The organism is Kushneria avicenniae, from assembly GCF_900112585.1.
Classification (GTDB): Bacteria; Pseudomonadota; Gammaproteobacteria; order Pseudomonadales; family Halomonadaceae; genus Kushneria; species Kushneria avicenniae.
In genome coordinates this window covers 164,285-184,773 of record NZ_FOLY01000004.1, presented here as the reverse complement: position 1 = coordinate 184,773, position 20,489 = coordinate 164,285, and the positions used below count along the sequence as shown (strand labels likewise).

The 20,489-nt window shown below is 61.2% G+C and carries 16 protein-coding genes; 9 read left to right on the top strand and 7 right to left on the bottom strand.

What is annotated here, in order from left to right; all coding sequences use genetic code 11:
• Positions 1 to 26: 26 nt before the first annotated feature.
• A complete protein-coding gene (gene yejK, locus BM079_RS10135) occupies positions 27 to 1,016 on the bottom strand; it encodes a nucleoid-associated protein YejK (RefSeq protein ID WP_090133618.1) in 990 nt (329 codons plus the stop codon).
• 259 nt (positions 1,017 to 1,275) lie between these two features.
• On the opposite strand from yejK, the gene BM079_RS17000 reads away from it, so the two are divergent.
• Both BM079_RS17000 and BM079_RS10125 read left to right on the top strand, forming a co-directional pair.
• Positions 1,276 to 1,614 carry a GNAT family N-acetyltransferase gene (locus BM079_RS17000; protein WP_380059423.1) on the top strand — a complete coding sequence of 113 codons (339 nt, stop codon included), beginning with the start codon at positions 1,276 to 1,278 and terminating at the stop codon, positions 1,612 to 1,614.
• A gap of 386 nt (positions 1,615 to 2,000) precedes the next feature.
• Complete coding sequence (locus BM079_RS10125; protein ID WP_090133615.1) at positions 2,001 to 2,591, top strand: BPSL1445 family SYLF domain-containing lipoprotein; 591 nt, start codon at positions 2,001 to 2,003, stop codon at positions 2,589 to 2,591.
• A gap of 90 nt (positions 2,592 to 2,681) precedes the next feature.
• Here the strand turns inward: BM079_RS10125 and BM079_RS10120 are convergent, their stop codons facing one another.
• A complete protein-coding gene (locus tag BM079_RS10120) occupies positions 2,682 to 3,410 on the bottom strand; it encodes a YebC/PmpR family DNA-binding transcriptional regulator (RefSeq protein WP_090133613.1) in 729 nt (242 codons plus the stop codon).
• A 203-nt stretch (positions 3,411 to 3,613) separates the two neighbouring features.
• Here BM079_RS10120 and dbpA point away from each other — a divergent pair, with 203 nt between their 5' ends.
• Together dbpA and BM079_RS10110 are read left to right on the top strand one after the other, a co-directional pair.
• Positions 3,614 to 5,011 (top strand): ATP-dependent RNA helicase DbpA, encoded by a 1,398-nt coding sequence (gene dbpA, locus BM079_RS10115; RefSeq protein WP_090133611.1) that lies wholly within the window; start codon positions 3,614 to 3,616, stop codon positions 5,009 to 5,011.
• Between the two features lie 94 nt (positions 5,012 to 5,105).
• Positions 5,106 to 5,978 (top strand): PA4780 family RIO1-like protein kinase, encoded by an 873-nt coding sequence (locus tag BM079_RS10110; protein WP_090133610.1) that lies wholly within the window; start codon positions 5,106 to 5,108, stop codon positions 5,976 to 5,978.
• Here BM079_RS10110 and BM079_RS10105 read toward each other — a convergent pair.
• Entirely contained in the window at positions 5,968 to 7,875 is a 1,908-nt protein-coding gene (locus BM079_RS10105) for a putative bifunctional diguanylate cyclase/phosphodiesterase (protein WP_090133608.1), read from the bottom strand. The genes BM079_RS10110 and BM079_RS10105 overlap by 11 nt on opposite strands.
• Positions 7,872 to 8,408 (bottom strand): heme NO-binding domain-containing protein, encoded by a 537-nt coding sequence (locus BM079_RS10100; RefSeq protein ID WP_090133605.1) that lies wholly within the window; start codon positions 8,406 to 8,408, stop codon positions 7,872 to 7,874. The genes BM079_RS10105 and BM079_RS10100 overlap by 4 nt, the downstream gene beginning before the upstream one ends.
• A gap of 495 nt (positions 8,409 to 8,903) precedes the next feature.
• Here BM079_RS10100 and BM079_RS10095 point away from each other — a divergent pair, with 495 nt between their 5' ends.
• Both BM079_RS10095 and BM079_RS10090 read left to right on the top strand, forming a co-directional pair.
• Entirely contained in the window at positions 8,904 to 9,473 is a 570-nt protein-coding gene (locus BM079_RS10095) for a GNAT family N-acetyltransferase (RefSeq protein ID WP_090133601.1), read from the top strand.
• A 123-nt stretch (positions 9,474 to 9,596) separates the two neighbouring features.
• Positions 9,597 to 9,926 carry a DUF3817 domain-containing protein gene (locus BM079_RS10090; protein ID WP_245742959.1) on the top strand — a complete coding sequence of 110 codons (330 nt, stop codon included), beginning with the start codon at positions 9,597 to 9,599 and terminating at the stop codon, positions 9,924 to 9,926.
• Between the two features lie 8 nt (positions 9,927 to 9,934).
• Here BM079_RS10090 and BM079_RS10085 read toward each other — a convergent pair whose 3' ends face one another.
• The gene (locus tag BM079_RS10085) at positions 9,935 to 10,855 is read right to left on the bottom strand and encodes an AraC family transcriptional regulator (RefSeq protein ID WP_217639673.1); all 921 of its coding nucleotides are present in this window, start codon (positions 10,853 to 10,855) and stop codon (positions 9,935 to 9,937) included.
• Positions 10,856 to 11,095: 240 nt separating this feature from the next.
• Between BM079_RS10085 and BM079_RS10080 the strand changes: the two genes are divergently transcribed.
• On the top strand, positions 11,096 to 12,163 hold the full coding sequence (locus BM079_RS10080) for an NAD(P)-dependent alcohol dehydrogenase (RefSeq protein WP_090133599.1): 1,068 nt from the start codon (positions 11,096 to 11,098) through the stop codon (positions 12,161 to 12,163).
• Positions 12,164 to 12,282: 119 nt separating this feature from the next.
• Positions 12,283 to 12,744, top strand: a complete 462-nt coding sequence (gene tadA / locus BM079_RS10075) for a tRNA adenosine(34) deaminase TadA (RefSeq protein WP_090133596.1) — start codon at positions 12,283 to 12,285, stop codon at positions 12,742 to 12,744.
• Here the strand turns inward: tadA and BM079_RS10070 are convergent.
• Positions 12,732 to 14,729: a sensor domain-containing diguanylate cyclase gene (locus BM079_RS10070; RefSeq protein ID WP_090133593.1), complete on the bottom strand. Its 1,998-nt coding sequence runs from the start codon at positions 14,727 to 14,729 to the stop codon at positions 12,732 to 12,734. The two genes, tadA and BM079_RS10070, sit on opposite strands and share 13 nt — an antisense overlap.
• Entirely contained in the window at positions 14,726 to 16,213 is a 1,488-nt protein-coding gene (gene mltF, locus BM079_RS10065) for a membrane-bound lytic murein transglycosylase MltF (RefSeq protein WP_175489665.1), read from the bottom strand. Before mltF ends, BM079_RS10070 begins: the two co-directional genes overlap by 4 nt.
• 276 nt (positions 16,214 to 16,489) lie before the next feature.
• Between mltF and purL the strand changes: the two genes are divergently transcribed.
• Positions 16,490 to 20,389, top strand: coding sequence for a phosphoribosylformylglycinamidine synthase (purL, locus tag BM079_RS10060; RefSeq protein WP_090133591.1), 3,900 nt, complete (start codon positions 16,490 to 16,492; stop codon positions 20,387 to 20,389).
• The last annotated feature ends 100 nt before the right edge of the window (positions 20,390 to 20,489 follow it).

The following is a 20,489-nucleotide window of genomic DNA, read 5'->3' as shown; positions in this document are numbered from 1 at the left end:
GGTCCTGTGCCATCAAAGGCTCGGGGTCAGCCGCGCTGATCGAGCAGCTGCGCCTTGAGCTTGTCCGGGACCTTTTTGATGATCAGCCGATCCTGAGACTCGTTGTACTCGATGCTGTCGCCGAGCAGGTGCGAGTCAAAGCTGATCGACATGCCTCCGGCGCGTCCGGCATAGCGGCGAAACTGCTGCAGGGTGCGCTTGTCCGGCGGAATTTCCGGTGAGAGACCGTAGTCCTTGTTGCGGATGTAGTCATAAAAGGCGTCCGGACGCTCGTCGTCCACCAGGCTCGAGAACTCCTCCAGCGTGATGGCCTCGCCGCGTCTGGACTGGTCACTGGCGTAGTCGATCACGGCGTCGGTCTTTTCGCGACTTTGTGACTCGTCCATCGATTCGCTTTCGACATAGTCACTGAAGGCCTTGAGCAGCGTGCGGGTTTCTCCCGGCGCGTCGACACCCTCGGCACAGCCCAGAAGACTCTGGAAATCCTCGACCAGCTTCTTGCCGCCGCGGTCGCGGGTAAAGGCGATGTACTGCTTCGACTGGCCGGCCTGCCACTGGGTCAGGTCGATACGCACGGCCAGCGTCATCTGGCTCAGGTTGAGCTGGCGGCTGGCGGCAACGTTGAACTGCTCATCCAGCGTAAAGCCTTCGCGGTAGTGCAAAAGCGCCGCGGTCAGAAACTCGGCCTCGCCCTGGCGGGCATGAACAAACAGCAGTGGCCCGCCGGTGGGCAGATGCTCATCGATCAGTGAGCGAAAGCCCTCACTGCTTTGCCGGGTAAACTCGACAAAATCGAGGTTGCCGGCCAGGTACTCGCCAAGGCCGTGAGCAAACGCACCGTCGCCGCTGAAATGTCCCCAGCCCTTGCTCTTGCCGTTGAAGGTCGCGTTGAAGTGGTTGAGCAGGGTTTCCATCGCGCCCGATTCGGCCATGGGCGCCGAGGCAGCGTTCAGCGTGGTGTTCTGATCGTCGGCGGACTTGTCGAGATGATGGACGATGCTTTGAAGAATCGGCATGACAATGATCCGGCAAAAAATGTGGCGCGATGATAACGCGCCAGAGGGTGTAAAGGCAGCGCCACGGCTTGTGCCCGATATTGGGAGAGGCCATCATCTGCCCATGAGAATGTCTGATATGCGTGATTATTGTCCTGAAGATTTCGATGCCCTGAACGCGCTTTATCAGCGCAGCAAGGGAGACGAGTTTCGCTTCGAAAAAGGCTGGCCTGATCGATTTCCAATTATACCGTTATCTCAAGACAGTGATCGTTTAGACATGTTCAACGATTCCACAGCGCTGGTGGTAGACGTGGATACAACCGGTCTGGCCGGTGTCATTTACTGGCAGCACAGCCATATTGTCGGGCTGATGGTGAGGCCTGAATTTCGAGGCCGGGGCATCGGACGAGCTTTGATGACGGCGGCGTTTGCTCGAATGGCCGGGACCGTCACCCTTGATGTAGTGGCGTCGAATGTGGCGGCCATCCGTCTGTATGAGTCTCTGGGATTTCAGCGCGTGGATCAGCGAGAGGGGAGGTATCAGGGTGTGCCTGTCACGATGTCCATGATGCGACGCGGCCCGCGTGAGCGTGTACAGGGGCTGTCGCCTGTCTGATCATTTCAGGGCATATCGTTCATCGTCTGATAACACCTTGGAAAAAAAGTTATGCCTTCATCGGTATGGGAAACATTGCCGGTGAATGCCATGAATCATCGGGAGGGCGGTGGCCGCCGCCAGGCACTTGTCAGTCAGTGTCAACGTCATGGTGATAAAAATCCCGAAGCCGGTAGGTCATCATGCAAGCCCTGCTTGAGTTGTCAGGTCAGCATGACGCTTTGATGAAGGTTCGGTCGGATAAAAGACGCTGTCATGGCCGGTATTTTTGGGCCGTGGAGGTCGAAGGGTCGTTTCTGGTCTATACCTCAACATGAGCGTTACCATCCTTAATGCCGTCATAAGCTTTGGGGACGACGCCATCTTTCATGGCAAGGAGGCCTGACATGTCACGTTTTTCCCGTTTCTACCGCGCCGGTGCGCTGGCACTTGCCGCGGTTCTGGGCGCCACCACGCTGTCTGCCTGCACCACCACCACACCGTCCGATCGTCAGAGCCGGATGCAACAGCGTGACGAACTGGATCAGAGCGTGCAGGAAACACTGAATCGGCTATACCGCACGGCGCCGCAGTCGCGTGAGCTGGTGCAGCAGGCCAGGGGAGTGCTGGTGTTCCCGGGAGTGCTTGGCGCGAGTTTTGTCTTCGGGGCCAGCCACGGCGATGGGCAGCTTCTGATCAACGGCGCTGATGCGGGCTATTACACCACCACCAGCGGCTCGATCGGCTTTCAGGCCGGTGCCCAGTCCCAGGCCGTGGTCTATCTGCTGATGACCGAACGAGCACTGAACCGCGTGCGCAGCGACAACGGCTGGTCGGTCGGCGCCAACGCCGGCGTCGCCGTGGCCGATATCGGTGCCAATGGTCAGATCACCAACAATACCGCCAATCAGGAAGTGGTTGCCTTTGTCATGAACAACCAGGGCATTCAGGGTGGGGTGTCGCTGAAAGGGGCGAAGATTTCCAAATCCAGTCCGTAATTTTTCAAATCAAGCCTGTAAGGGCGCCTTGATCCGATATGAAAAAACCCACCGATTGGTGGGTTTTTTGTGAACACTCCTGCGACCGGGTCAGTCGGTCTCGGCAAACTCGGCGTTGTGGTAGATGTTTTGCACATCGTCCAGATCGTTGAGCATGCCCAGAAACTTCTCCAGCTGTGCCACATCTTCGCCCTCGACCGGGGTGGCGGTCTGCGGCACGAACTGGATGTCATCGGTCTCGAAATCCAGTTCAGCGAAGGCGTCCAGCAGGGCCTGCCGAGCTTTCGCGTATTCGGTATGCGGCGCAAAGACCGTGAGCTGGCCGTTTTCGTTTTCGATGTCGGTGACGTCGACATCGGCTTCCATCAGCGCCTCGAGTACGGCGTCCTCATCCTCGCCCTTGAAGGCAAAAATGGCGCTGTGATCGAACATGTGACTGACGCTGCCGGGGGTGCCGATCTTCGATTTTGTCTTGGTAAATACGCCCCGTACATCGCCGAAAGTGCGGTTGGGATTGTCGGTCAGACACTCGACGATCACCATACAGTTGCCGGGGCCAAAACCTTCATAGCGCGCCGGGGAGAAGTCTTCGCCGCCTGCACCGCTGGCCTTGTCGAGCGCCTTTTCGATGACGTGCGAGGGCACCTGGTCCTTCTTGGCCCGCTCGATCAGCGCGCGCAGGGAAAGATTGCCTGATGGGTCGGTGCCGCCGGACTTGGCGCACACATAAATTTCGCGCCCGTACTTGCTGTAGACCTTGGTCTTGGCGTCGGCCGTTTTGGCCATGGATTCCTTGCGGTTCTGGAAAGCCCTGCCCATATCGATTTCCGATCCTTGATGACTGTTATGGCTCGATTTTACTGTAAGGCTACCGGGGACGAATAGCGTTATTTGCCTCGGGACGGGGTTGATCCCGGCCATCGCCAACGATATTGACCGGTGGCTCTGTTATGCTGCGCGGTTCAATTCGTATTGCCCCCCATCATGGGCAGTCCATCCGTTTCATGCCAGGGAGCTGCCTCATGTCTGATGATACCGCCACCGACTTTGCCTCGTTGGGGCTTGCCCCCGAGCTTAAGGACAACCTGACCACGCTGGGCTATCACACCATGACGCCCATCCAGGCCGAAAGCCTGCCGCTGATGCTGGCCGGCAAGGATGTCATCGGTCGTGGACGCACCGGCTCCGGCAAGACGGCGGCCTTCGGGCTGGGTCTGTTGTCGCGTCTGGAAGTTGCCCGCTTTTGCGTGCAGACGCTGGTGCTGTGCCCCACCCGCGAACTGGCCGATCAGGTCGGCGAGGAGATCCGCCGTCTCGCTCGCGGGCTTCATAACGTCAAGGTGCTGACGCTGTGCGGCGGCGTGCCGATCGGGCCGCAGCGGGAGTCGCTGGCCCACGGGGCTCATATCATCGTGGGCACGCCCGGTCGGGTGGAGGATCATCTGAAACGCGGCTCATTGAACCTCGATCATTTAAAGGTGCTGGTGCTGGATGAAGCCGATCGCATGCTCGACATGGGCTTTCAGGAAGCGCTGGAGGCCATCATCGGCGTCGCGCCGCGCAGGCGTCAGACGCTGTTGTTCAGCGCCACCTGGAGCGAGGCGCTGGCCCCGATTGCGGGCGGCGTCATGACGGCACCGGTCACCATTGAGGTGGATACGGATCACGACGAACAGAGCATTCGACAGCACTTTTATGCCATTGAAAGCGAAAGTGCCCGATTCGAGGCGCTGAAGCGGCTGCTGCTCAAGTACCGTCCGGCGTCGAGCGTAGTGTTCTGTAATACCCGACGCGAGGTGCAATCGGTCACCGATGCGCTCAATGCCGACGGTTTCGACGCTGCGGCACTGCACGGCGACATGGAGCAGCGTGATCGTGATCGGACGCTGATTCTGCTGGCCAACGGCAGTATCTCGATGCTGGTGGCCACCGACGTTGCCGCCCGCGGGCTGGATATCGACGCGCTGGATGCGGTGTTCAACTATCAGCTCTCGCATGACATGGAAACCCACGTGCACCGCATCGGAAGGACCGGGCGCGCCGGCGGGCAGGGCTCCGCCCATAGCCTGGTCGGCGAGCGCGAGCGGGCGCGGCTGTCGCTTTATGAGGCCCAGCAGACCGGGCCGATCACGCTGGCGCCGCTGCCGGAGGCGAGCGTGCTGGGTCGCAGTCCCTTCAGACCGGCGATGGCCACGCTGATGATCGATGCCGGCAAGAAGCAGAAGATCCGCCCGGGCGATATCGTTGGAGCGCTGACCGGTGAGGCCGGTATCGACGGTGCCCTGCTGGGCAAAATCAGGGTGCTGGAACGAAGTGCCTTTGTGGCCGTTCATCGTGAAGTGGCTGACGCCGCGCTGTCGCATCTGAACAATGGACGCCTGAAAGGGCGCAGTTTCCGGGCCCGACGAATCTCGCGCTGAGCTCATCAGCCAAAAGTCATGCAGGTTCATGCCGATATGGGCATCATGAGCTTTGTGCCAGGCTTGTCATGAAAAAGGCGGACAAAGAGGTCGCATGAAAATCCCCAAACGATTGCAGCCGCTGGTAGAAGACGGTCTGATCGATGACATCGTGTTTCAGCTTCAAAGCGGCAAGGAAGCTCAGGTTTACGTGGTGCGCTGCGGCGATGAGCTGCGCTGTGCCAAGATTTTCAAGGAGGCCAGCAAGCGCAGTTTCAAGCAGGCCGTGCAGTATCAGGAAGGGCGCCAGGTGCGCAACAGTCGCCGGGCCCGCGCCATGTCCAAAAAGACCCGCTACGGCCAGCGCGAGCAGGAATCGGCCTGGCTCAACGCCGAGGTCGATGCCCTGTATCGACTCTCGAGCGCCGGTGTCCGCGTGCCCGAGCCGCACGGCTTTGTGGACGGCGTGCTGCTCATGGAAATGATCGTGGACGAGGAGGGTGATCCGGCCCCGCGTCTGGATGACGTCAAACTCGATGAGGCACAGGCGATCGAGTATCACCACCGCATCGTGGTGGATGTGGCCCGCATGCTGTGCGCCGGTCTGGTGCATGGAGACCTGTCGGAATTCAACGTGCTGGTCGGGCGCGAAGGGCCGGTGATTATCGATCTGCCTCAGGCGGTTGACGCGGCCGGTAACAACAACGCGTCCCGTATGCTGCTGCGCGATGTCGACAACATGCGTCGCAGCTTCGGACGCTATGCGCCGTCACTTCTGGATACCGACTACGGGCTCGAGATCTGGTCGCTGTATGAGGCCGGTGAGCTTTATCCCGACTATCCGCTGACCGGCGTCTTCAACCGCGACAGTACCAGCGTGGACGTCAGCGATCTGCTCGAGGTCATCGAGGACGTGCGCGAAGAGGAAGAGGAGCGTCGCCGCCGCGAACAGGAGCAGGACGAAGAGGATCGGGACCTCAGCCAGTAAGGAATTCCCCGGACGCCGTGACCGAGTGCAGCAGGGCGGTCATGGCGCTCTCGCTCAGGGGGCGGCTGAAATGATAGCCCTGCAGGCAGTGCGCGCCGAGCTCACGCATGACGCGGGCGACCTCGGCCGACTCCACGCCCTCGGCGGTGACCGAAAGCCCGCAGGCTCTGGCGATCTGAATGATGGCGCGCACGATCGTGATATCCCGTTCACAGCCCTGTTCGAGCTTGAGCACGAAGCTCTTGTCGATCTTGAGAATATCCAGCGGCATCCACTGCAGATAGCTCAGCGCGCTGTAGCCGGTGCCAAAGTCATCCAGCGCCAGCTTCACGCCCATGTCACGCAGTCGGGACAGACGGTCAAGAACGACCTGTTCGGCCTGTATATAGAGACTTTCAGTAATTTCGAGAATCAGGCAGCCTGCCGGCAGACCGCTCTTCTCGAGCGCGCTGCTGACATGACTCACGAAAGCCTCTTCACGCAGTTGAACCGGGGAAACGTTGACGGAAATGCTCTGAAAGGCGGGCTGTTCCTGACGCCATCGGGCGGCTTTGTGAATGACGTCGTAAAGGATCTGTCGACCTACCTCACGTATGAGCCCCTGTTCCTCGAGAAAGGGGACAAACTCGGCAGGCCCGGGCGCATCGGCGGTCTGCCAGCGCAGCAGCGCCTCGGCACCCACAATATGATGCTCGTGCGAGACCACGGGCTGAAAGAACGCCTCGAATTCCTGGCGGGCAACGGCCTGGCGCACGCGCAGCCCGAGCTGCTTGCGTCGCTCGACCTTCTCGGCAATTTCGGCATCAAAACGGCGCAGACCGGTGTTGCCCTTCTCACGGGCATGCCCCAGGGCAATATCGGCGGCATAGAACAGGCTATAGCCTTCCTGAGCATCATCGGGATAGACGGCAAGACCGGCATGAAACGCCGGTTCGATATGCTGGTGATCCAGTATCATCGGTCTGGCCAGATTGGCCAGCAGGTCCTGAACGACCGGTACCGCATGGCTGGCATCCATCAGGAGCAGCAGCAGCACGAACTCATCGCTGCCCAGACGGGCCACGCTGCGGCTTAACGGTTCACTTTCAAGCCGGCGCGCAATCTCGAACAGATAGCGATCGGCGATCTCGTGACCGCATTCATCGTTGATTTCCCCGAACCCGGCCAGATCGATATATAAAAGCGCCAGCGGACGCGTGTCGATGGCGATGGTTTCAAGATCACGAAAGAAGGCCGCGCGATTGAGCGCGCCGGTCAGCACGTCGCGCCAGGCCATGCGCTCGATGGCCTGACGGTCACGTTCGTTCTTGTAGACATGGGCCAGCTCGCGTGCCAGCGCCAGCACCATCTCGCGGCTGAAGGCCTCGTCGTTGTCTTCCAGATAGGAAAAAAGCTCCAGAGTGCCCATGTGCTGCTCGCCAATGCCGATACTGCAAAGCAGGCGCCGGTGCATTCGCTCCGGCCAGCGCTTTTCGGACTCAACGCGCTCCTCGATGACCATGTCGAGCGGCATGGCCTGCTCGATCCATGCTCCGGCCGAGGCGGTCAGGCTGTCACCCGGGCGGGTCAGCGGGTTTTCTCCTTCGCACAGGGCGGAGACGCGTACCGGCGGGCTGATATTGTCAAAGGGCAGATAGACGGCCCGACAGTAGCGCCAGGCGGTGTGGGTCAAAAGCGCCTTGAGCGCCTCCTGGGTCGCGCGGCGCAGCCGCATGACGTCGTGGGCATGCGTGGCGACCTGCGAGATGGCCTTGAGCTTGACCTGCTCACGATAGAGACGATGTGTGCTGGTCTCGGCCACCTGCTCGGCGTCGTGGCGTGCCTGGCGTTCGCGCGCAAGCTGTCTCTGCAGCCGCTCGATGGCTCGGGAGGCGTTATCGGGGGGCGATTTTTTCATCGGATCACGATACGAAAAAGGCAGTGTTCATCACCGCGGTGGCGACACTGAAAATGGTCGATCTCCGCGGCTTCATTGTAATAATCGCTACAGCCCAGCATGAGTCCGTGCGCAAAACTGCAGATACCGCGCGCCGAACGATACTCCATCACCATACTGTTGTCGGACACCTCATGATAATGAAAGACCGGCACGATGGCATCGGGGTGATATCTGACCACTTCCGGGTGAATGACGTTGTTGAGTGCCTTGAGCGTGGAGAACGTGCTCTGGTAATGCTCCAGCATTCCCGGATAGAGCCTGCCCAGCTGCGGCAGCATCTCCCGCCCCAGCCATTGAAGGCATTCCTGAGGTGTCATTTCAAGATGTTCGCAGGCAGCATTTACCAGTGCAAACATGTCCTGATCGGCGTAGTTGCCAACCGATGAATAAGCGCCGCTGACCCGAGCGTGGTCGAGGATATCCTCCCAGGTCTGCTCATCGAAGCGGCTGACCACAATGTCATTGAACATGTTAAAGATGATGCCCTTCACGCCCTGACTCCTTTCACGCCCTGGCTCCTTTCACGATCAGTCCTGCCTGAACCTGCGCTGTCTGCATCACCATATCGGCCAGGCGATGACGCTCTGAAGCCAAACCGTCTCGATGCAGAACAACGCTATCACGGCATTGCCACGATAGCGCTTGTGTCATCCCTTCAGGGCATTCGGCGGCCTCGGAACCTGTCGCCTGCGTTAAAGTCTGCTTCAGTGGCGCTGGCGCAAGTCGGCAATCACCTGAAGGTGGCGTCATGGTGAGGGTCGATCTCTGGACCATAAAAGATGGTAAAAGGCGTTCGTCCTGAGCATCAGGGGCGGGAATCAAAACGCAGGAATATCCGACGATATGCCCGAACCACCGGTAGCTGCCACTTCTGCCACTTCTGCCACTTCAGGGGGACGCCCGGTAGGCGGGGGCTGTCTTTATTCGGTCCTGCGCATATAGTGGGAGCGATATCGCTGATAAAACGCTACCGGAAAGGAGCCGACATGTTTTCTCACCCGATCGACGAGACGCTCTCTCTCTCGCTGCTTCACCCCCACATGGCGCCTGAACTCTTTCGGCTGGTGGATGAGAACCGGGCCCATCTGAGCCAGTGGCTGGGCTGGGTGGTACACACGACGTCTCCGGCTGACAGTGACGGTTTCATTCGGCAGTCGCTGATTGATCACGCCGAGGGTCGGCGCCTGATCTGCGGAATTCAATATCATCAGCAGGGGCGACCGCGGCTGGTGGGCACCGTGAGTTTCAACGAGATCATGCCGGCCACCGGCCGGGTCAGTCTGGGATACTGGCTGGGAGAGCGATGGCAGGGGCAGGGTCTGATGACGCGCGCCTGTCAGGCAATGACGCGGCTGGCCTTTGACCACTACGGGCTTGAAAAGGTGCAGATCTCGGCGGCCACCGGCAACCTTCGAAGCCGGGCCGTCTGCGAGCGACTGGGCGCCACGCTTGAAGGAGTGATTACTCGCGCCGAGAGTGTCAACGGTGTCGTTCATGATCACGCTGTCTATGCGCTGTGTCGTGATGATGCGCGAACAGATGGTGTCGAGCTGTGATGCCGGGCCTCCGGTAGCAATCCCGGCTGGCGCCGCAGCCCTGTCGTTCATTACAGTAACGCCACGATGTCAAAGTAGCGCCACGATGTCGTTTTAACGTTTACTGATGAAAGAGAGCTGCCATTGAATACCCCCGAGCTGATCCATACCCGAATGAAACGACTGCGGCTGGTGTCGATTCTGGAAGGCACCACGCTGTTACTGCTGATCGTGGTGGCCGTGCCGCTCAAGCATGTGGCGGGGATTGCGCTGGCGGTCTCCATCATGGGGCCCATTCACGGCGTGGCCTTTCTGCTCTATCTGTCGGTGGTCTTTCGAGTGGTGTCCATGGGCGGCTGGAGCGGGTCTGATATTGCCCGCATGATTCTGGCAGCCTTTCTGCCCTTCGGCGCCTTCATCAATGCGCCCTTCATGCGTTGCAAGGAGGCCGAGCTGGTGCGCATGGCCGGTTGATCGCCGCGTCAGTTGATGTGCTGGTGCGCCGGATATTGATCGCCTGCCGGCTGATGGCCGAAGTAGCGCTTGTACTCGCGGCTGAACTGCGACGGGCTCTGATAGCCCACGGCGCTGGCCGCACTGCTGACGTTGTGGGTCCGGGCCGCAATCAGGGCGCGTGCCTTTAAAAGGCGAATGCGCTTTTGATACTGCAGGGGAGACAGGTGCGTCAGGCGCTTGAAGTGATGATGAAAGGCCGAGGCGCTCATGTTGACCTTGTCGGCCAGCGTCTCGACGGACAGCGGCTGTGCGTAGTCGCGATGCAGCGTCTCGAGGGCATGGCCGATGCGACCATACTGATTCTGCTGCAGAAGCTGTCGCAGTGATTCCCCCTGCGGCCCCCGGAGTGCCTCGAACAGTACTTCCCGAATGCGCTGGTGGCCCAGCGCGCGACACATGGTCTCATCGTACAGACACTCCAGCAGATGCATGACGCTGTGCCCCATGGCGGCGGTCAGGGTCTCTGCGGCCATGAGTTCCGGTGCCTCCTGCGGGTTCAACGCTCCCGGCACGACCTGAGCCAGCTCGCCCAGCATGATCATGTCGATACTGATGAATACCCCCAGCAGGGGCGCCTCAGGCGTGGCCTGCGTTTCGCACTCAAAGGGCACCGGCATGGCCTGTACCAGATAGTGGCCGGCGCCGTAGTGGATGGTACGCGTGCCCAGATAGCCCGTTTTCCCCCCCTGGGCAATGATGATCAGGCCGGGCTCATAGACCAGCGGCGTGCGCTGGTGGCTGCCGTGAAGCGCCATCAGTTTGACGCCTTCAAGGGCAGTAGGAAGATAGCCGTCCCGATCGACCAGTGGCGTGATCAGATCACACAGGCGCCGATGAAGAAGATCAGGGGCGACATCACTGGGGAATTGAAGCATGGCATCAGACATGGGGCAGGGAAGTCCGTCATGGGTGGCGACGCTCAGGGGCAGTCGTTGATTCTGGTGAATTGTGCATGGAATGAGGGCTTATTGATACCCTGTAACGTTTTGTCGTGCAGGAATAGGCAAGCATGGAACAGAACCGTGTATGGCGCGATGGTGCGTTTGACATCAGACTGAGTGCACTTCAGGGAACCCGCCACAGTGGCGGATTCCTGTCTTGACGCATTACGCACAGGAGACGTCTGCATGTCGACACCCGCCAGGGGCTACGCTGCCCATAGCGCCGAAACACCCCTTGAGCCCTGGAACTTTGAACGTCGCGCGCCACGCCCCGACGATGTTGCCATCGAAATCCTCTATTGCGGCGTATGCCACAGCGATCTGCATTTCGCGCGCAATGACTGGGGCATGACGACCTTTCCTGTCGTACCGGGCCATGAGATTGTGGGGCGTGTCACTGGTGTCGGGAGTGATGTCTCGCAATACCAGGTTGGCGATCTTGTCGGTGTCGGCTGCATGGTCGATTCCTGCCACCACTGTGCCGCCTGCGATGATGGGCTGGAACAGTACTGTCTGGAAGGATTTACACCGACCTATGGCGCGCCGGATCGTCAGGATGGCTCAATGACCTATGGGGGCTATTCCGATTCCATCGTGGTCAGCGAGCGTTTTGTGGTCCGCATGCCGGACGGCATCGACCTCAAATCTGCGGCGCCCATTCTGTGTGCCGGCATCACGACTTTTTCTCCGCTGAAGCATTACGGCGTCAAGGCAGGTCACAAGGTTGGCGTGATCGGCATGGGCGGTCTGGGCCACATGGGCGTCAAGCTGGCCAAGGCACTGGGTGCTGAAGTCACCATCTTCACGCGTTCCGAGTCCAAGGTTGCGGAAGCGAAAAAGCAGGGCGCGGATCATGTCGTGATTTCAACGGATGAGTCGCAGATGGAAGCCGTGGCCGGGCAGTTCGATTTCATGCTTGATACCGTACCGGTTCAACATGATATCAACCCGTATCTCAATGCATTGACCTATGACGGCACCCATATCATGGTGGGACTGCTCGATCCGATCGAGCCGCCGGTGGCAGCCTTCAACCTTGTTTTCAAGCGTCGTGTTCTGGCCGGTTCCCTGATCGGGGGCATTCCGGAAACTCAGGAGCTGCTGGATTTCTGTGCCGAGCATGGCATTACCTGTGACGTTGAAATGATCAACATTGATCAGATCAACGAAGCCTACGAGCGGATGGAAAAGGGTGACGTCAAGTATCGTTTCGTCATCGACATGGCCTCGCTCAAGGAAGGCCGTGCTGCCTGATCAAACGGCTCGCCGTTGACCCGGCTGATCACCAACCGGCGCCACGAGGCGCCGGTTTTTTTATATCATTGCGCAGGGCCATTCGGGCGTCACGGATCCTCACCTGATGGAAGCAAGTCATGCACAGCGACGAATTCTACATGCACCGGGCGCTGGATCAGGCGCATCTGGCGATGGCCGCCGGAGAGGTGCCGGTCGGGGCAGTGGTGGTCAACGCCGAAGGCGAGATTGTCGGCGAAGGGTTCAATACGCCGGTCGGACGACACGATCCGACGGCGCATGCCGAGGTGCAGGCGCTGCGCAACGCCGGCGAGCGCACCGGCAACTACCGCCTGACCGGCTGCACGCTGTACGTCACCGTTGAGCCCTGTCTGATGTGCACCGGCGCCATCATTCACGCCCGGATCGCGCGGGTCGTCTACGGTGCGCCGGAGCCTCGAACCGGCATGGCGGAGTCGAAGGCCAACCTGTTTGCCCAGCCCTGGCACAATCATGACGTGGTGGTCACATCGGGGGTGCTGGCAGCGCCGGCTAGGCGGCTTTTGAAGCGTTTTTTCGAGCAGCGGCGTCAGTCGTCCTGACGCCCGCTGGTGCCGGTATCCATGGCGCCGGCCACCTCGACACGATTGCGCCCGGCCAGCTTGGCGCGATAGAGCGCCTGATCGGCGATTTCGATCAGCGCCATCAGGGTATCGCTGGCGCGGCGGGTGCTGATCAGACCGGCGCTGATGGTCACCGTAGTGTTTGAGTCATGTCTTGGCAGGGCCAGACCTTCAATGCCGCGGCGTAGCTGTTCGCCGATATCGGCCGCCCTTTCGGGGGGCATCTCCGGCAGACAGGCGATGAACTCCTCACCACCAAAGCGGGCCAGCAGTCCGCCGCCAGCGGTCACGATCTCCTGCAGGCGGTGGGCCACGCGCTGCAGATATTCATCGCCCGTGGGGTGACCCATTCTGTCGTTGATCTGCTTGAAGTGATCGATGTCCAGCAGAATGACCGTTCTGAACCCTGAGGCATCCAGACGTCCGAACCACTGGCTGAAATAGCGTCGATTGGGCAGGCCGGTGAGTTCGTCATGCTGCGCCAGCCACTCCACTTCCTGCTGCAGGGCGATGCGCTTTTCCACCTCGCCGCGCAGGCGATAGTTGGCATCCTTGATGCCATTGTGGCGACGGCGCAGGCGGTGATGGAAATACATCAGCAGATACAGCATCCAGGTAAAGATCAGCCCGGTGAGCAACACGATGGCCGGCAGCTTGGAGCGGTCGTCAAAGAGTCGGGCGTAGCTGGCCTCGGCGCAGAGCGTGAAATTGCTCTGGCCCAGCTGCAGGATATTGCAGTGCTCCAGCATGCTCAGATTCTTAGGGGTCTTGGAGCTGTAGATCGTGTCGCCGTCCTGCATGACCCGCACCCGGAAGTTGCCGCCGTCGCGCGTGTTGTCGAGCGTGGCAAAAAGGCGTGCCGGATCGATCACAAAGGCGGCGGCGCCCCGAACGGCGGCGCTATCGAGATCGCGAACGGGCTGATAGAAGATGACCCCACGTCCGCCGTTGGTCAGGTTGACCATGCCGGTCGCGCTGGCGCGGCCCTGCAGGACGCCGGGCAGTGCCTGATCATCCTCGCTCGAGAGTACATGATGCCCCAGCAGCGGCTGATTGCTCTGCAGAGGAAAGGCATGGCGAATACGGGGGCCCTGACGATCGATGTAGGCGATGGTCTCCATGTAGCCGAAATGTTCGGCAAGCCGCCGGGCGCGGTGCGTCCAGGCTCGGCTGGAAGGCAGGCCGCCGGCCGAATCCCAGCTCAGGGCAAAGCGCTGCATGGCTTGGTCACTGACGTTGATTTCCTGGCCCAGTCGTTCGCTCAGGGCATCGACGCGGGTGCGGGCGACCTTGTTGACCTCGCGGATGTTCTGGTCGTTGTGGTAATGCCAGAGTATCAGCAGCACCACCATGACGGTCATCGAGGCGGCCAGTGCCACGCCAACGGCCTCCATGCGCCGCTGCGGCCACTGCGCTATGGCCTCGGAGGCCAGCAGCAGGAAGATGATCAGTATGGTCGGCGTTGACAGCGATACCTCATGCAGCGAGCGAAACCAGTGCTGCTCGATCAGATGCATCACGGTCAGCGTGGCGGCCATGGCAAGGGCAATGGGCGCGACACCGCCCGAGCGCGAGGGGAGAAGTGAAAGCAGCAGCAGAAACAGCAGCGCCAGAATGATCAGAATGGACGGGCGCAGGGAGTAAAAGGGCACCCGGTCGAGCCAGTGATTGAACAGCGCCGACCACTGCCCGTAATCCACAAGGGTGTCGGGCAGGATGAACGAGCCCAGCAGTGACAGCAGGGGGATCAGGGCGATAGTGGCCATGGCCATGGCCACGGGCTTGAGAAAATGAGGATGCCACTTGTCGGCCACGTGCATGGCCAGGCGTGGCAGAACCACCATGGCGGTCATGGCCAGCAGCAGGTGCTCCTGCGGGCGCGTCAGCCACCACCCCGCCACGACACAGGGCAGGGCAAGCAGGGTCAGCAGCAGGTCACCATGGCGGGCGAAAAGGGCTCTCATGGAACGGGCGGTACGGTCTCGAATACAGGAGTGGGCGTATTGCTGGCGGTGGCACGAGCAAGCGATGAAAACTGGTACTGGCTGCGCTCGACCCAGTCAAGAATCTCTTCATAGCGCTTGATATTGCGCACATAAAGCGCCGCTACATTACCACGTGCGAAGCCGTGTTCCACCCGGGTGTACCAACTGCTTTCCTGCAAAAGCGGCAGCACCTTTCTGATCGAGGACCACTGGTCCGGATCATGACCCTGCAGTTTTGCCAGTCGGCGTGCATCATAGAGATGGCCCAGCCCCAGGTTGTAGGCCGCCAGCGTCATCCAGGTTCTGTCCGGCTCGGCGACACCGTCAGGGATGCGCTCATGAAGATAGCGCAGATAGCGGGCGCCGCCGTCGATGCTCTGCAGGGGATCCTCGCGGTCGGCCACATCCATGTGACGTGCGGTGTTACGGGTCATCATCATCAGCCCCTTGACGCCCGTGGGCGAGACGGCGTCCGGCTGCCAGTGGGACTCCTGATAGCCCACCGCCGCCAGCAGTTTCCAGTCCAGCCCGGTCTGTGCGGCCGCGCGCTTGAAGTGAGGCAGCCACTGGTTCAGATGCGTCTGTGCCTGCGCGATAAAGCGCCGTGCTCCCACATACTCGAGGTAGTCCTCATGCCCGAAGTACTGCTGGGTCAATAGTGTCAGATCGCCGGAGTGTCGCATATCATCGATAAAGGCATTGGCACGCTCCACCAGGGTGGGGTCGGTCCCGGCAGGGAAGGCCCATGCCAGAGTGACGGGGTCACCGATGGTCAGTGCGCTGGCCACACCGGGAAAGAACAGACGGTTCAGCTTGAACTCGTGAGCATAGACCACCGCGGCATCAAGTTCCCCATCGTTGACCATTTTCAGCAGGTCCGTGGTTTCAATGTCGGGGCTTTCGCGCCAGGTCAGTGACGGATGGGTCTTTTGCAGGTCGTGCAGCACCTGACTGGTGCCGGCGCCGGCGACCGTGCCGATATCCAGCCCGTCGAGATCCTCGATGGTCTCGGGTCTAGCTGCGCCGCGCCGATACGCCACCATGGGCTGCATCGACATGATCGGCCTTGAGTAGGTGACCCCGGGCCGCTTTTGGTCCAGCACCAGTCCGGCGGCGCCAAGATCGGAGCGGCCTTTGGCCACCTGGTCGAGTACACCGTTGATGTGGTGATCATCTTCCACGGCAATACTGACCCCCAGCTCATCGGCAAAACGGCGGAAAAGCTCGAATTCGAAGCCGGTCGGCCCCTGACGGCCTTCGTAAAAGGTGGCCGGCGTATTACGTGTGGCAATGGTCAGGAAATCACGCTGCTGGATATCGGCAAGCGTTGTGTGGGAAGTCATGGCATCCGGCATCAGCGCATCCGACCACGTCGAGATCGCGCGGGCAGGCGTCAGCAGCAGCAAAAGCGCTGCCACCAGCCCCGCAACTCTTCGGGTTGTGCGTAGAAAATGCCTGCGCATGGAAAAAAACGACCGTTTGAAAGGAGGGCACAAGATACCGATGGCAGCCCGCCCCGGCTAGTCGATGGCCCTTAACTGCACGATAGCCTCAGCCTTTTGACTGATGGCGCGCCCATGGTTCTGTGCAACGACCAGCCTTCGCCACGCGAGTCGCTTTCCAGTATGATGACGCCCTCGCCGCCTGGCGCTGTTTCCACCCGGGGGCTGCGACATCCCGACGATGGCGTTCCCGCATACCACCTTATTTCCTGTCAGTCAGTAGAGGCTTCATTCGTCATGCTCGAACTGCACGGCCAGAGTGCCCTTTCTTCCTTCCGTCATGCCCGTCTGCTGGCTCGTCTGCGCGAGGCGATGCCGGGCGTGACAGGCGTGCATGCGATGCATCGCTATTTTGTAGACATCGAGCAGACCCCGGCGCCCGGCGTCACCGAGCGCCTTTGCGCGCTGCTTGAAGCCGACGAGAAGGCAGCCTCGGCACCGGCAGGTGCGCTCTATCTGGTCGTGCCGCGCTTTGGTACCGTCTCGCCCTGGTCCTCCAAGGCCACCGATATTGCCCATAACTGCGGGCTTGATCAGGTGCGCCGCATCGAGGCGGGTGTGGCCTGGTTTGTTGAGACCGATTCACTGCCGAGCAGAGACGAGGCCGAAGCGATTCGACAGGTTCTGGCCGATCGCATGACGCAAACGGTACTGTTTGATTCAAGCGACGCCGCAAAGCTCTTCGAGCAGCATACGGCGGCGCCGGAAAGCCACGTGGATATTCTGGGAGGTGGACGTGCGGCGCTGGTAGAGGCCAACGCCACACTCGGACTGGCGCTGGCCGAGGACGAAATCGATTATCTGGTCGAGTCCTTCACCGGCCTTGGCCGAAATCCCAGCGATGTCGAACTGATGATGTTCGCCCAGGCCAATTCCGAGCACTGCCGCCACAAGATCTTCAATGCCGACTGGCGCATCGACGGCCAGGCGCAGACGCACTCGCTGTTCGGCATGATTCGCAATACCCATCAGTGCTCGCCGGACAACGTGCTGTCCGCCTATAGCGATAACGCCGCCATCATTCGTGGCCACGAGGCCGGGCGCTTTCTGGCCGACAGTCGCGATTTTCGCTTTGTGTCCCATCAGGAGCCGATTCACATCCTGATGAAGGTCGAAACGCACAATCACCCGACCGCCATTGCGCCCTACCCCGGGGCTGCCACCGGCGCCGGTGGCGAGATTCGTGATGAAGGCGCGACCGGCCGCGGGGGCAAGCCCAAGGCCGGCCTGACCGGCTTTACCGTCTCCAACCTGCGCATCCCGGAGCTTTTGCAGCCGTGGGAAGCGTTCGATTACGGCAAGCCAGAGCGTATCAAGAGCGCGCTCGACATCATGATCGAGGCGCCGATCGGCGCGGCGGCGTTCAACAACGAGTTTGGCCGTCCGGCGCTCAACGGCTATTTCCGGACCTATGAGCACGATGTGGTCGGCCCGGCGGGCGTCGAGCGCCGCGGCTACCACAAGCCGATCATGCTCGCCGGTGGCTACGGTAACGTGCGCGATGAGCACGTGCTCAAGGGTGAGATTGCCGTCGGGGCGAAGCTGATCGTCATGGGCGGACCGGCCATGCTGATCGGGCTGGGTGGTGGCGCTGCCTCCTCAGTGGCCTCCGGCAGCACCAGCGACGCACTGGATTTTGCCTCGGTACAGCGCGACAACGCCGAAATGGAGCGCCGTGCCCAGGAAGTCATCGATCGCTGTATCGCGCTGGGAGAAGACAACCCGATCAGCTTCATCCACGACGTCGGTGCCGGTGGTCTCTCCAACGCGCTGCCGGAGCTGGTCAAGGATGGCGGTCGCGGCGGGCGGTTCAGCCTGCGCGACGTGCCCAGCGCCGAGCCGGGCATGACGCCGCTGGAAATCTGGTGCAACGAGGCGCAGGAGCGCTATGTGCTGGCGGTGGCGCCGGAGGCGATCGAACAGTTTGAATCGCTTTGCGCCCGAGAGCGCTGTCCGTTTGCCGTGGTAGGTGAGGCGACCGAGGCGCACGAGATCACGGTGGTCGACGAGCACTTTGAAAGCCGTCCCATCGATCTGCCCATGAGCGTGTTGTTTGGCAAGCCGCCGAAGATGCAGCGCAGTTTCGAGCGTCGCGAGATTACCCAGCCGCTTCTGATGCTCGACAATCTGGATCTCAACGAGGCCATGGACCGGGTACTGCAGCTGCCGGCGGTGGCGTCCAAGAGCTTTCTGATCACCATCGGCGATCGCACCGTGGGCGGCATGAGCGTGCGTGATCAGATGGTCGGCCCCTGGCAGGTGCCGGTGGCGGACTGCGCCGTCACCACGGCGGCTTTTGACACCCATGTCGGTGAGGCCATGTCGATGGGCGAGCGTACGCCCACCGCCCTGATTTCGTCGGCCGCTTCGGCGCGTCTGGCCGTCACCGAGGCGATTACCAATATCGCTGCGTCGCCCATCGAGGCGCTGGGCGATATCAAGCTCTCCGCCAACTGGATGAGCGCTGCCGATCACGAAGGTGAAAACCAGGCCCTGTTTGATGCGGTGCACGCGGTCGGTATGGAACTGTGCCCGGCGCTGGGTATCGCCATTCCGGTGGGCAAGGACTCGATGTCGATGCGCACCGCCTGGCACGACGGCGAGCGCGACAAGGCTGTTACGGCGCCGCTGTCGATGATCGTGTCGGCCTTTGCCCCGGTCAGCGATACCCTGAAGACCCTGACACCGCAGCTGGATCCGAATGAGGCCTCCGAGCTCGTGCTGATCGATCTTGGCCGTGGCAAAAACCGCCTGGGCGGCTCGGCGCTGGCGCAGGTCTACGGGCAGCTGGGCGCTCACGCGCCGGATCTGGACGCGCCGGAAGATCTGGTCAACTTTTTTAACGCCATTCAGCGTCTCAATCGTGACGGCCGGCTGCTGGCCTATCACGACCGCAGTGACGGCGGGCTTTTGACCACGGTGGCTGAAATGGCCTTCGCCGGCCACTGCGGCCTGGCGCTCACCCTCGATGAGCTGGTGCGCGACGCGCATGAGGCGACTGCCGCGCTCTTTGCCGAAGAGCCGGGGGCGGTCATTCAGGTGGCTCAAAACGACATCGATACCGTACTGGTCGTGCTCGCGGAGAGCGGGCTGGGCGATTGCGTTCATCGCATCGGGTCACCGACGCGGGATGATCGCTTCTCGGCAACGCTTTACGACAGTACGCTGATCGAGACCACGCGCGTTCACGCCATCCGCACCTGGGCGGAGACCAGCTATCGACTGCAGGCGCGCCGGGACAATCCGGACTGCGCCCGCCAGGAGTTCGACGCGCTCGACGAGACCCGTAATCCCGGACTGCACGCCAGCCTGAGCTATGACGTCGATGACGATGTCGCCGCCCCCTTTATCAACAAGGGCACGGCTCCGCGAGTGGCGATTCTGCGAGAGCAGGGCGTCAACGGCCAGCTCGAGATGGCGTGGAATTTCACCAACGCCGGTTTTGAGGCGATCGACGTTCACATGTCGGACATTCTGGAAGGGCGCGTGGAGCTGGCCGACTTCCAGGGTGCAGCGGCCTGCGGCGGCTTCTCCTATGGCGACGTACTGGGCGCCGGCGGTGGCTGGGCGAAATCTATTCTTTTCAGCGAGCGCGGCCGCGAGCAGTTTGCCCGCTTCTTCGAGCGCGAGGATACCTTCGCCCTTGGCGTGTGCAACGGTTGTCAGATGCTCTCCCGGCTCAAATCGCTGATTCCGGGGGCCGATCACTGGCCGCGGTTTGTGCGCAACCTCTCCGAACAGTACGAGGCGCGCGTCTCGATGGTACGCGTGGAGTCCACGCCATCGCTGTTTCTGGGCGACATGGCCGGCTCGCGCATGCCGATTGCGGTGGCGCACGGGGAAGGGCAGGCGCAGTTTGGTGATGCCAGCCACCTGCGCCAGGCGCAGGCCAGCGGTACGGTCGCGCTGCGCTACGTTGATAACTTCGGCGAGGTGACCACCGGCTATCCGGCCAACCCCAATGGGTCGCCCTCCGGCATCACCGGTCTGACCAGCAGTGACGGCCGCGTGACCATCATGATGCCGCATCCCGAGCGCGTGGCGCGAGCGGTCACCAACTCCTGGCAGCCGCAGGAGTGGCGCGAGGCCGGCGGCTGGATGCGCATGTTCCGCAATGCCAGAAAGTGGGTGGGCTGAGGTCAAACGCCGCCACAGGTGTCCGTCATTCGTCAGCCATAAAAAAGGGGCTTCCATGGGAGGCCCCTTTCAGTGTTGTGACAGCCAGTATGGCGACGAC